Origin of the sequence: Sphingobium sp. TB-6 (genome assembly GCF_012927365.1) — a bacterium.
Classification (GTDB): Bacteria; Pseudomonadota; Alphaproteobacteria; order Sphingomonadales; family Sphingomonadaceae; genus Sphingobium.
In genome coordinates this window covers 45,626-58,075 of sequence record NZ_JABBGL010000021.1, presented here as the reverse complement: position 1 = coordinate 58,075, position 12,450 = coordinate 45,626, and the positions used below count along the sequence as shown (strand labels likewise).

General features: G+C 63.0%; 11 protein-coding genes and 1 tRNA gene. 7 read left to right on the top strand and 5 right to left on the bottom strand.

Annotated features, from left to right (window positions below; genetic code table 11):
- The first annotated feature begins 136 nt into the window (after positions 1-136).
- Positions 137-1,729, top strand: coding sequence for an MFS transporter (locus tag HHL26_RS20470; RefSeq protein ID WP_066557816.1), 1,593 nt, complete (start codon positions 137-139; stop codon positions 1,727-1,729).
- Between the two features lie 40 nt (positions 1,730-1,769).
- On the top strand, positions 1,770-2,816 hold the full coding sequence (gene alr / locus HHL26_RS20465) for an alanine racemase (protein WP_066561756.1): 1,047 nt from the start codon (positions 1,770-1,772) through the stop codon (positions 2,814-2,816).
- A gap of 72 nt (positions 2,817-2,888) precedes the next feature.
- Here the strand turns inward: alr and HHL26_RS20460 are convergent, their stop codons facing one another.
- The gene (locus HHL26_RS20460; protein WP_066557814.1) at positions 2,889-4,061 is read right to left on the bottom strand and encodes an acetyl-CoA C-acetyltransferase; all 1,173 of its coding nucleotides are present in this window, start codon (positions 4,059-4,061) and stop codon (positions 2,889-2,891) included.
- A 51-nt stretch (positions 4,062-4,112) separates the two neighbouring features.
- Positions 4,113-5,201 carry an alpha/beta hydrolase gene (locus tag HHL26_RS20455; RefSeq protein ID WP_082748597.1) on the bottom strand — a complete coding sequence of 363 codons (1,089 nt, stop codon included), beginning with the start codon at positions 5,199-5,201 and terminating at the stop codon, positions 4,113-4,115.
- Between HHL26_RS20455 and phaR the strand changes: the two genes are divergently transcribed.
- Both phaR and HHL26_RS20445 read left to right on the top strand, forming a co-directional pair.
- Positions 5,200-5,778, top strand: coding sequence for a polyhydroxyalkanoate synthesis repressor PhaR (gene phaR / locus HHL26_RS20450; RefSeq protein WP_066557811.1), 579 nt, complete (start codon positions 5,200-5,202; stop codon positions 5,776-5,778). The two genes, HHL26_RS20455 and phaR, sit on opposite strands and share 2 nt — an antisense overlap.
- Positions 5,779-5,866: 88 nt before the next feature.
- Entirely contained in the window at positions 5,867-7,393 is a 1,527-nt protein-coding gene (locus HHL26_RS20445) for an aminoacyl--tRNA ligase-related protein (RefSeq protein ID WP_066557808.1), read from the top strand.
- Between the two features lie 42 nt (positions 7,394-7,435).
- Here HHL26_RS20445 and hslU read toward each other — a convergent pair whose 3' ends face one another.
- Together hslU and hslV are read right to left on the bottom strand one after the other, a co-directional pair.
- Positions 7,436-8,737, bottom strand: a complete 1,302-nt coding sequence (gene hslU, locus HHL26_RS20440; RefSeq protein WP_066557805.1) for an ATP-dependent protease ATPase subunit HslU — start codon at positions 8,735-8,737, stop codon at positions 7,436-7,438.
- A 60-nt stretch (positions 8,738-8,797) separates the two neighbouring features.
- On the bottom strand, positions 8,798-9,340 hold the full coding sequence (hslV, locus tag HHL26_RS20435) for an ATP-dependent protease subunit HslV (protein ID WP_176392318.1): 543 nt from the start codon (positions 9,338-9,340) through the stop codon (positions 8,798-8,800).
- A 196-nt stretch (positions 9,341-9,536) separates the two neighbouring features.
- Here hslV and HHL26_RS20430 point away from each other — a divergent pair, with 196 nt between their 5' ends.
- The gene (locus HHL26_RS20430; protein WP_066557796.1) at positions 9,537-9,725 is read left to right on the top strand and encodes a hypothetical protein; all 189 of its coding nucleotides are present in this window, start codon (positions 9,537-9,539) and stop codon (positions 9,723-9,725) included.
- A gap of 18 nt (positions 9,726-9,743) precedes the next feature.
- Here HHL26_RS20430 and HHL26_RS20425 read toward each other — a convergent pair whose 3' ends face one another.
- The gene (locus HHL26_RS20425) at positions 9,744-9,872 is read right to left on the bottom strand and encodes an entericidin A/B family lipoprotein (protein ID WP_066557794.1); all 129 of its coding nucleotides are present in this window, start codon (positions 9,870-9,872) and stop codon (positions 9,744-9,746) included.
- Between the two features lie 134 nt (positions 9,873-10,006).
- Between HHL26_RS20425 and HHL26_RS20420 the strand changes: the two genes are divergently transcribed.
- Together HHL26_RS20420 and HHL26_RS20415 are read left to right on the top strand one after the other, a co-directional pair.
- Positions 10,007-10,081, top strand: a tRNA-Val gene (locus HHL26_RS20420).
- 118 nt (positions 10,082-10,199) lie between these two features.
- Positions 10,200-12,440, top strand: coding sequence for a S9 family peptidase (locus tag HHL26_RS20415; RefSeq protein WP_066561750.1), 2,241 nt, complete (start codon positions 10,200-10,202; stop codon positions 12,438-12,440).
- Positions 12,441-12,450 lie beyond the last annotated feature (10 nt).

The following is a 12,450-nucleotide window of genomic DNA, read 5'->3' as shown; positions in this document are numbered from 1 at the left end:
GCACTCACCAGGCGATACGTGTTCCTGCGAAATGTCCCCAATCCATCCCTATCGCCTGATATTTGTTATCCCGCTTGTCGGACTTCGGTACTTCTTTAGAAGCATTTCCGATTGAGGTGGGCGAACAGGGGGCGGGATGAGTGGAGGCGCGGTCGGTACCGGCTATGTGATGGACGCCAGGCGGGACCGGCTGGTGATTAGCGCGTCCGCGCTCGGCACAGTGTTCGAATGGTATGATTTCTACATCTATGGCGTGCTTGCGCCGATCATCGGGCGGACATTTTTCCCGACCGACAATCCTACCGTCGAACTGCTCTATTCGCTGGCGGGCTTTGCCATCGGGTTCGGGTTCCGCCCGCTGGGTGCTGCGCTTTTCGGCTATCTGGGCGACAGGCTGGGGCGCAAATATACCTTCCTCGCCACCATCGTCCTGATGGGTGCGGCGACGGCGGGCGTCGGCCTGACCCCATCTGCCGCGAGCATCGGCATGGCGGCGCCGGTCATCCTGATCCTGCTGCGGATCGCGCAAGGGTTGGCGCTGGGTGGGGAATATGGCGGCGCGGCGATTTATGTCGCGGAACATGCGCCGCCTGGCCGAAGGGGCTTTTTCACCAGCTTCATCCAGGCGGGGGTGATCGGCGGCTTCATCCTGTCGCTGATCGTCGTGGTGGGAACGCAATGGATCGTCGGCAAGGCGGTGTGGGACGATTGGGGATGGCGTCTGCCCTTCATATTTTCGCTGGCGCTGCTCGCGATCTCGCTCTGGATGCGGCTGATGTTGCGCGAAAGCCCGGTCTTCACGGCGATGAAGGCGGCGGGCGGCCAGTCGCGCAACCCGCTGAAGGAGGCCTTCACCTATCCCGGCAACAAGCGGCGGATGCTGGTGGCGATGATCGGCATTGCCGCGGGCTTTACCGTCATCGCCTACACCGTCATGTTCCAGGCGCTTTATTTCCTGCAAAACGGACTGCATGTCGCGCCGGGCATGGCGCAATTGCTGGTGGGCGGCAGCGCCTTTGCAGGCGTCGCGGCCTTCATCTTCTTTGGCTGGCTGTCCGACCGGGTGGGTCGGAAGAAGCCGATCGTCATCGGCTATGCGCTGGTGCTGGTGCTGATCATGCCGCTTTATCACTTCATGGGAAGCGTGGCGAACCCGGCCCTCTATCAGGCAGCGCAGCGCGCGCCGGTGATCGTGAGCGGTCCCGATTGCAGCTTCGACCCCTTTGCCAAGATTCAGCCGACCGCCTGCGGCAAACTGCTCGACCATTTTTCCAAGCGGGGCATCGCCTATGAAAAGCGGGAGGCGGCGGCACCTTCGGTCAACATCGGTCCCATGGCGGTCACGGACCTGAGTGCGGAGGGGCTGGATGCGGCCTTGCATGCGGGGGGATATGATTCGGCTGTCGTGACGCCTGACTGGTCCCGCGCCCTGCTGCTGTTCCTGGGGCTGCTGCTGCTCTGGACGCTGTCAGGGGCGACCTATGGTCCGGTCGCGGCGCTGCTGTCGGAATATTTCCCGGCGCGGATACGCTATAGTTCGCTGTCCATCCCCTATCATATCGGGACCGGCTATTTCGGCGGGTTTCTGCCGCTGGTCAGCCAATATATCGTGGCGCGGACGGGCGATCCCTATGCGGGTCTATGGTATACGATCGCGGTGGTGGCGGTCGCCCTGCTGACCTGCATCATCGCCTTGCCGGAAACGCATGGAGCCGAGATGAATGCCTGATGCCTCGACGCTGATGTCGTGGAGCGCTATCCCCAATGTGATGATTGATTTTTCTGCACCGCTGCGTTTGCGTTTGGATGGGGACGCGCTGCTCGCCAATTGGCGTTGGTTAAAGCGGCAAAGCGGTCCGGCGGCCTGTGGCGCCGCGATCAAGGCGAATGGCTATGGTCTGGGCAGCGAGGCGGTTATGCGGCGTTTGCTGGATGCGGGATGCCGGGACTTCTTCGTGTCCAATTGGGCCGAGGCTGTCGTGCTGGAGCTGTTGATAGGCGATGGCGTGTCGCTTTCCGTGCTGCATGGCGTGCGGGAGGAGGACATGGCCGTTGCGCTGGCGTCGCGCGCCCGGCCGGTGCTGTGCACCGAAGGGCAGATTGCGCGCTGGAAGCAGGCTGGCGGCGGGCCTTGCGATGTCATGGTCGATACCGGAATGAACCGGCTGGGGCTGGATTGGCGTGGCGATGTTTCGGCGCAGGTCGCGGGGCTGGAGGTGGCGACATTGCTCAGCCATCTGGCTTCCGCCGACGAGGATGTGCCGCTCAGTCAGATCCAGTTGGAGCGGTTTGTGGCGTTGCGCGGCGATGTGGGGGCGGCGCGTTATAGCCTGGCGAACAGTGCGGGCATTTGCCTCGGGACCGCTTTTGCGTTCGACATGACGCGGCCGGGGATTGCGCTTTATGGCGGAGTGCCGCGAGAGGAAGCTGCCGGGCAGATCGGGCAGGTCGTGTTTCCCGAAGCGCAGGTGCTGCAACGCCGCCGCGTGCGGGCGGGTGACACTATCGGTTATAATGCGACCCATCGCGCAGCGGTTGACATGGAGATCGCGGTGCTGAACCTTGGCTATGCCGACGGCTATTTGCGGGGGTTTTCGGGGCGCGGTTCCATGGCCATTGACGGCAAACATTTGCCGGTTGTTGGCCGGGTCTCCATGGATCTGACGGCTGTTGACGTTTCCGCTCTGCCTGACGTCGCGGAAGGAGATTGGCTGAGCGTCGACTATGCGTTGGTGGAAGCGGCTGCGGTTTCGGGGCTGTCGCAATATGAGTTGCTGACCGGGCTGGGCGCGCGTTTCGATCGCATCTGGCGCTGATTGAGTCCAGGCGCAAAAAAGGCCGCCGGTCCGGAATGGGATCGGCAGCCCTTTTATTCGTTTACTGCTTGCTCAGCGCTCGACGCACATGGCCACGCCCATGCCGCCGCCGATGCACAGGGTCGCAAGACCCTTCTTGGCGTCGCGCTTCTGCATTTCGTAGAGCAGGGTGGTGAGGACGCGGGCGCCCGAAGCGCCGATCGGATGACCGATGGCGATCGCGCCGCCGTTCACATTGACCTTGGACGGATCCCAACCCAGTTCCTGCCCCACGGCCAGCGCCTGCGCGGCGAAGGCTTCATTGGCTTCGATCAGGTCCAGATCGGCCAGCGACCAGCCCGCCTTGGCCAGTGCGCCACGGCTCGCGGGAGCCGGGCCGATGCCCATGATCGACGGATCGACGCCGCAGGTCGCGAAGCCGGCGATGCGCGCCAGCACGGGGGCGTTGCGCCTGGCGGCTTCCTCGGCGCTCATCAGGACGAGAGCGGCGGCGCCGTCGTTGATGCCGCTGGCATTGGCGGCAGTGACCGTGCCGTCCTTCTTGAAGGCCGGGCGCAGGCTCTGCATCGCTTCCAGCGTGGCGCCGGCGCGGATATATTCGTCGGCGTCGACGATGGTGTCGCCCTTGCGGCCCTTGATCGTTACGGGAACGATCTCATCCTTGAAGCGGCCCGATGCGCGGGCGGCTTCGGCCTTGTTCTGGCTGGCGACGGCGAATTCGTCCTGCGCCTCGCGGCTGATCTGATATTTCTCGGCCAGATTTTCCGCCGTGATGCCCATGTGATAATTGTTGAAGGCGTCGGTCAGGCCGTCATGCGTCATCGTGTCGATGAAGGAGATCGGCCCCATTTTCGCGCCGCCGCGCAGATATTGGGCATGGGGCGCCAGCGACATGCTTTCCTGACCGCCCGCGACCATGATGCGGGCGTCCCCGGCGCGGATCGCCTGCGCTGCGAGCGCAACCGCGCGCAAGCCCGAACCGCAAAGCTGGTTGAGGCCGATGGCGGTCCGCTCGACCGGGATGCCGGCGTTGACGGCGGCTTGGCGGGCGGGGTTCTGGCCCTGCGCCGCGGTCAGAACCTGGCCCAATATGACTTCGTCGACTTCATCCGGCGCGACGCCTGCCTGGGCGAGAGCGGCGACGATGGCGGTGCGGCCCAGCTCATGCGCGGGGGTCGATCCGAAAGCGCCCATGAAGCTGCCGACGGCGGTACGCTTGGCGGCGGTAATGACGATGTCTGACAAAGCCTTGATCCTCAGTTCCGGTGGTGATTGTTTTCGCGGGTGCACATATCATCATCCGCCATGGCTGGAAAGCCATTGGGACAGAGGTTCCCACAGCAAAGTGCGTGCGCCGCCGCCCACGATCATGCCGACATGGCCAAGGCTCAAGGTCGTGCCTGCCGCCATTTCCGGGGCGGCGGCGGCGGGAACGATGCGGTCGGTGGCGGAACGGATTGAAAGCGTGGGACAAGTCAGCCGGCGGGGATCGACCGCTTGTCCGCCGATCCGCCATTCGCCCCGTCCGCTCGCATTTGCGGCATAGAATTGCTCGAACAGATCATGTCCCGCGGCATAGCTGAGCGGCGGCCCGCCATTGGCCCAATCCTCGACCGCCAGAAAGGCATGTTCCTCGTCCGAACCGACCGCCATGTCGGCAAAGGCCGCATATTTGCGAATCGTCCGGGCGGGGTCCATCGCCCAGAAACCGGATTGCAGCACCTCCATTGGCACATAGCCCAGGCGCTGGCACATGGGTTTGGAACTGCGCCACAGCGCGCCGATCTGTTCCCGGTCGGCGGCAGGGAAGCCGTCGAAATTCCACGGCGCCGCAATGGTCGCGAGCGCTCTTGCAGGTTGCAATGCCGCAGCGCCGATCGCCAGATTTCCGCCAAGGCAATATCCCACCAATATGGGCTGCCGGGGCAGGGCCGCCAGCATCGGCAGCAACCGCTCCGTCACATGACGGTCCAGTCCGAGCGCGCCGTCATCCGCCGCGGGCGCGCCCCAATCGACCAGATAGGCGTCATGTCCTGCTGCGCTCATGTGGCGCAGCATGGAACGGCTCTCGGACAGGTCCAGCACTTGCGGCGGATTGATCAGCGAAGGGACGAAAACCACTGGGTGACGGCCGTTTTCCGTCCCATAGCGGAGCAATTTCGCGCTGCCCGCCGATGCGGCGATGGCAGGCGTCGTGGGCGGAGCGGAACGTCTAGCCTCTTGATATTTCCGCAAACCTTGGAAGGCCCGCTTTCGCAGTTCGGGATCGTCCTGCGTTCCGCGCCATAAAATATTGAGAAAAAGGGGTAATGGCCGCGGCCCATGTTGCGGCGCGGCATACTGCTGTGCTAATGCGGAAAATGCAGGTGTGGGAGAGGTATCCATGGCCAAATCTAAGACCGCGAACGAATCCGAACCGGTCGTTATCAAGAAGTACGCTAACAGGCGGCTCTATAACACAGAAACGTCGAGTTATATCACGCTGGATCTTTTGTCGCAGATGACTCGTGAGGGGCGCGAGTTCGTTGTCGTCGACGCGAAGACCGGAGAGGACATCACGCATAATGTCCTGACGCAAATCATCATGGAGGAGGAGCAGCGGGGCAAGAACATGCTGCCCGTCAACTTCCTGCGCCAGTTGATCGCCATGTACGGCGATTCCATGCAGTCCATGGTGCCGCAATATCTCGAAGCGTCGATGGACGCCTTCCGCAAGAACCAGCAACAGTTCCAGGAAGCGATGAAGGGGGCTTTCGGCGGCGGTCCGCTGGCGGAGATCGCCAAGCGCAACATGCAGATGTTCGAGGCTGCGGCCAGTGCGTTCGGCACGGGTATGCCTGGCGTGCCGGGAATGACGCCACCGACGCCGGCACCCGCCGCCGATGAGAGCAAGGATGATGAGATCGCGCAGCTCAAGGCGCAATTGGCCGCGCTCAATGCCAAGATCGACAAGCTGAGCTGAGCCGCGCTTTCGGCGGTCCTTTGGGGTCGACAGGCATGGCGCGCTTGGCTTATGGCGCGCCATCCACTCGAATTTAAGGTCGATCCCCGTGAAGCACGCCCTTTCCGTTACCCGCGAACAGGATTTCGCCGCCTGGTATCAGGCCGTCATTTCCGAAGCCGACATGGCAGAGGAAAGCGGCGTGCGCGGCTGCATGGTCATCCGGCCCTGGGGTTACGGCATCTGGGAACGGATGCAGAAGCTGTTGGACGATCGCATCAAGGCGACCGGCCATGAAAATTGCTATTTCCCGCTGTTCATTCCGCTCAGCTACTTCGAGAAGGAAGCCGAGCATGTCGACGGCTTCGCCAAGGAAATGGCGGTCGTCACCCATCACCGGCTGATCCAGAAAGATGGGCGGCTGGTGCCCGATCCCGAAGCGAAGCTGGAAGAGCCGTTGGTGGTTCGTCCGACTTCGGAGACGGTGATAGGTGCGGCTTTCTCGCGCTGGGTGCAGAGCTGGCGCGACCTGCCGGTGCTGATCAACCAGTGGGCCAATGTGGTGCGTTGGGAGATGCGCACGCGGATGTTCCTGCGCACGGCGGAGTTTCTCTGGCAGGAGGGGCATACCGCTCACGCCAGCGTCGATGAGGCGATGGAAGAGACGCTCAAGATGCTGGAAGTCTATCGCAGCTTTGCCGAGGAATGCGTCGCGCTGCCGGTGATCGCAGGCGAGAAGCCGGAGAATGAGCGCTTTCCCGGCGCCGTCGCGACCTATTCCATCGAGGCGATGATGCAGGATGGCAAGGCGCTTCAGGCGGGGACTTCGCATTTTCTGGGGACCACCTTCTCGCAGGCGCAGAATATTAAGTTCCAGAATGCCGAGGGACAGCAGGAACTGGCCCAGACGACCAGTTGGGGCGTGTCGACGCGGATGATCGGCGGCCTGATCATGGTGCATGGCGATGATGACGGGCTGCGCGTGCCGCCGCGGGTGGCGCCCTATCAGGTGGTCGTTGTGCCGATGCTGCGCGATACGGACGAGGATGCGGCGATCCTGGATTATTGCGGCGAGCTGGTTGCGGAGCTGAACAAGCAGGATGTGTTCCGCGAGCCGGTGCGCGCGCTGCTGGACCGGCGGCCGGCCAAGGCGGCGAACAAGCGCTGGGGCTGGGTCAAAAAGGGCGCGCCGGTCGTGATCGAAGTTGGCGGGCGTGACGTGGCCGGGGGCAATGTGTCCGTCATTCGCCGCGACCGGCTCTATCGCGAGGATGGCAAGCTCGACAGCCGGATCGTGGCGAAGGGGGATTTCCTGGGTGCCGCGACGGGCATGCTGGAGGAAATCCAGCAGGCGTTGTTCGCGGATGCGCAGGCGCGGCTGCTCGGGAATATCGACAAGTCGATCGGCTCGCTCGATGCGCTCAAGGCCTATTTCGGGGCGAGCAAGAAGCCGGGTTGGGCGCTGGTGCAGTGGGCCAAGCCGACCGGCGCCGCGCTCGACAAGGTGATCGAGTGGCTGAAGGGCGAGAAGCTGACGCTGCGCAACGTGCCGTCTGATGCGGAAGCGGCCGATGGCGCTTGCATCTTCACCGGCGAGAAGGCGATGGAGCGGGTGCTGGTGGGGCGCTCTTATTAATTTACTCTCCCCTCCCGCACGCGGGAGGGGAGTTGGAAGCGTTTACAGCACATATTTGCTGAGGTCGGTATTCCGCGCGACCACGGCGAGTTGCTTCTCGACATAGGCCGCATCCACCACCAGCGTTTCGCCCTGGCGGTCCTCAGCCTCGAAGCTCACATCCTCCAGCAGCTTTTCCATCACCGTCTGGAGGCGTCGGGCGCCGATATTCTCGATCTCGCTATTCACCTCCGCCGCGATCTTCGCCACGGCGCGGATGCCGTCCGGCGTCAGGTCGATGGTCACGCCCTCGGTCGCCAGCAGCGCGCGATATTGCGCAACAAGGCTCGCCTTGGTGTCGGAGAGGATCGATACGAAATCATCTTCCGTCAGCGCCTTCAGCTCGACGCGGATGGGCAGGCGGCCTTGCAATTCGGGCAGCAGGTCGCTGGGTTTCGCCACATGGAAGGCGCCGCTCGCAATGAACAGGATATGGTCGGTCTTAAGTGGGCCATATTTGGTCGAAACCGTCGTGCCCTCGATCAACGGCAACAGATCGCGTTGCACGCCCTCCCGGCTGACGGAACCGCCGCGCACGTCGCTGACCGCGATCTTGTCGATCTCGTCGAGGAAGACGATGCCGTTCTGCTCCGCGCTGGAAATGGCGACGCGGGCGACATCGTCCTGATCCAGTCGCTTGTCCTGCTCTTCCTCGACCAGCTTGTCCCAGGCGTCCGCGACGCGCAGCTTGCGGCGCTTTTTCTGTTGCTGACCGAACGCCTTGGACATCATGTCGCTCAGGTTGATCATGCCGATCTGACCACCCATGCCGGGGATTTCCATCGGCATGGAGGGGCTGTCGGCCACTTCCACCTCGACCTCGACATCGTTCATCTGGCTGTTTTCGATCCGCTGGCGGAAGGAAAGGCGGGTGGCTTCGCTTGCCTCCTTGCCGGTCAGCGCGTCGAGCAGGCGGGCCATGGCGGCTTCGGACGCGGCTTCGCGCACCGCCTCGCGGCGGCGGTCGCGTTCCAGGCGAACGGCTTCCTCCACCAGATCGCGGACGATCTGCTCCACGTCGCGGCCGACATAGCCGACTTCGGTGAACTTGGTGGCTTCCACCTTGACGAAGGGCGCGTCGGCCAGCTTGGCGAGGCGGCGGCTGATCTCGGTCTTGCCGCAGCCGGTGGGGCCGATCATCAGGATGTTCTTGGGCGTCACTTCATCGCGCAGATCGGGCGCCAGCCGCTGACGGCGCCAGCGGTTGCGCAGGGCGACGGCGACGGCGCGCTTGGCGTCGGCCTGGCCGATGATGTGCGAATCCAGTGCGGAAACAATGGCTTTTGGCGTTAGGTTGTCGTTCATTTCTGTCCTTATCCCCTCCCAAATCGGGGAGGAGGCGGGGGTAGGGCCATGGAAAGGGGTTCAGTTCACGCTTTCCAGCTCTTCGATGACGAGCTGGTCGTTGGTGTAGACGCAGATATCCGCCGCCACCGCCATCGCCTTGCGGGCGAGGATTTCGGCGTCTTCCTCATATTCCACCAGCGCGCGGGCTGCGGCGAGGGCGAAATTGCCGCCCGAACCGATGGCGGCGACACCGCCGACCGGCTCCAGCACATCGCCGTTGCCGGTCAGGATCAGCGTCACTTCCTTGTCCGCGACGATCATCATCGCTTCCAGATTGCGGAGATATTTATCGGTCCGCCAGTCCTTGGCGAGTTCCACCGCGGCGCGCATCAACTGGCCGTTATGGCGTTCCAGCTTGGCCTCCAGCCGTTCGAACAGGGTGAAGGCGTCGGCGGTCGCCCCGGCGAAACCGCCGATGACCGATCCGTCGTGGAGGCGGCGCACCTTGCGGGCATTGGGTTTCATCACTGTCTGGCCCATGGAGACCTGGCCGTCACCGGCCACGATCACCTTTCCGTTCTTGCGTACCGACATGATGGTTGTGCCATGCCAGACCGGCATGCTGTTCGAGCGTTGATCGTTCATGGCCCGGCATATGGGAGCGATGAGGACGGCGTGCAAGCGTCCTAAGGCGAAGCGCCCAATCGTGTCATTTTCTGGACGGATTTATTTCAATTCGTTCAGGAACCAACCTCGCTCAATTGACATTGTGCAACGCAGCAACAATCATTCAGGCATGTTGCAGCGAGGTAAAAGCATGACCCTCAAGGCCAGAGCGCAGGAAAAGGTCGAGCGTGCGGGAATATCCAACTATTCGTTCGACCATGATGTGCTGGTGATGTGCGGCGTGCGCTATACGATTGCCGCCTGCGATTGTGGCGAACCGGATTGCGACGGCGTGCGCCTGGAGAAAGATGCGGCCGTTGCCAGCCGCATCCTCCAATGATCCGGCGATCCCGCCCGATCAGTTGATGGCTTTTTCCCCGGCGCGGCCGACGGATTCGATGTCCCGGCCCGCACCCTTCACGGTGTTGCAGGCGGCCAGGGAGGAAAGAAGCAGCCCTGCAAGAACGAGGGCGACGGTTTGACGCATGGGATATGCACTCCTTTTGATAACGTTCCGACTATAACGCCAATGGCGCGGATAAGTCCATTTTTGGAAATCGCGTTCCGGAGGCGCTTGACAGGCGGCGCGGCGGATGCCAATGGCCGCCTCCTCCTTACAGGGGGCGCGTAGCTCAGCGGTAGAGCACACCCTTCACACGGGTGGGGTCACAGGTTCAATCCCTGTCGCGCCCACCATGATCCGGGCGATCATGGTGGAGAAATATTATTTCCCAACATTGATCTTTTCATCTGCTTGGCGCTAATCTTCTGCGCCATGTGATGCGGCGGTTGCGCCGTCAAGCAAGGGATGAAAATGTCGCCATATCTGAAAAGCGGCGCGGCTGTCGGCGCGCTGCTGCTTTCCGTGATCTCCGCTCAGGCGCAGGACAAACCGACGCCAAAGGAACTGACACTTGAGCGGGTGTTCGCCAGTCCAGACCTGTCCGGACCGCAGCCGCGGGCGTTGAAGCTCTCGCCCGACGGCAAGCTGGTAACATTGCTCAAGCCGCGCGCGGATGAGAAGGAGCGGCTGGACCTCTGGGCGGTCGATACCTCCACGAGTGTCGAGCGGATGCTGGTCGATTCGAAGAAGACCGGCAGCGGCGCGGAACTCTCCGAGGCGGAGAAGATGCAGCGGGAACGCGACCGCTCCGTCGCGGGGAACAGCGGCATCGTCAGTTACGACTGGGCGCCCGATGGGAAGTCCATCCTCGTGCCGGTCGACGGCGACCTCTATCTGGCGGCGCTGGATGGGAAGGTGACGCGGCTCACCGATACGCCGGACGGCGAACTGAATGGCGTAGTCAGTCCCAAGGGCGGCTTCCTATCCTTCGTGCGCGGCGGCAATTTCTTCGTTCAGCCCATGGGCGGGACGGAGAAGCAACTCACGCAGGGCGCCAGCGATACGGTGAGTTGGGGCGTTGCCGAGTTCGTGGCGCAGGAGGAAATGGATCGGCGGACGGGCTATTGGTGGTCGCCGGACGACAAGATGATCGCCGTCGCTCGCGTGGATGAAAGCCCTGTCGGCATTGTCACCCGCACCGCCATCGGCGGCGAGGGCACGAAGGTTTATGCGCAGCGCTATCCCGCCGCCGGGACACCCAATGCGCTGGTCGATCTGTATGTGATGAAGCCGGATGGCGGGCCGCAGGTGAAGGTCGATCTCGGGCCGCAGAAGGATATCTACCTCGCCCGCGTCGACTGGTCGAAGGACGGCAGGACGCTCTATGTCCAGCGCGAGAGCCGGGACCAGAAGGTGCTGGACCTGCTCGCCGTCGATCCGGTGACGGGCAAGGCCAGGGTGATCCTGACCGAGAAGGCGAAGAACTGGATCAACCTCAGCAATAATTTCACGCCGCTCAAGGACGGCAGTTTTCTCTGGTGGTCGGAAAAGACCGGCCATGGCCATCTCTATCATGTGCGCGGCGGCAAATGGACGGCGCTCACCAGCGGCGATTGGGAAGTGCGCGATGTCGTCGGCGTGGATGAGGGCAGGGGCATCGTCTATTTTACCGGCAACAAGGAAACGCCGCTGGAGCAGCAGCTGTACGCCGCGCCGCTCGCCAAGGCGGGGCCGCTCAGGCAGTTGACTTCGACCGGCTGGTGGAATGATGCCGTGATGGATCGTGCCGCAAGCCGGATCGTCGTCGCGCGCAGCAATACGGATCAGCCCCGCCAGGTCTATCTGGCCGACAGCGCGGGCAAGCAGCTCCAATGGCTGTCCGAGAACGCAGTCAAGGGCGATCATCCCTATGCGCCTTATCTCGCCAGCCATGCGAAGACGAAATTCGGCACGATCAAGGCGTCGGACGGGTCGACGCTCTACACCCGCATCATGACGCCGCCGCTGGAGGCCGGGAAGCGCTATCCCGTCTTCATGCTGCATTATGGCGGGCCGGGCACCGGGCGGCAGGTCACGAACTCATGGGGTTCGCCCATCTATCAATATCTGGTGGATCGGGGCTGGATCGTCTTCGTGGTCGACAATCGCGGCACGCCCGATCGCGGCAAGGCGTTTGAGGACCATATCTATCACGCCATGGGCACGGTCGAGGTCGAGGATCAGCTTGCGGGCGTGAACTGGCTCAAGGTCCAGCCCTATGTCGATCCCGGCCGGATCGCGACCTATGGCTGGTCCTATGGCGGCTATATGTCATTGAAGCTGCTGGAGAAGGCGCCGGGCGTGTTCTCCGCGGCGGTGGCGGGCGCGCCGGTCACGAAATGGGAGTTGTACGACACCCATTATACCGAACGCTATCTGGGCGAGCCGCAGGAGAAGCCGAGCGCCTATCCGGGTTCCGGCGCAGTGGATGAGGCGGTGAAGATCAAGGATCCGCTGCTGCTGATCCACGGCATGTCCGACGACAATGTGGTGTTCGACAATTCGACCGCGCTGATGGCGAAGATGCAGGGTGCGGGCGTGCCGTTCGAGATGATGGTCTATCCGGGCCAGACCCATCGGGTCGGCGGACCGGGGATCAGTGTCCATCTGTGGCGGACCATAGAAGATTTTCTTGCGCGCCATGGGACGGCGCCGGAAATAGCGGGAAAATAGGGGCCGAAAG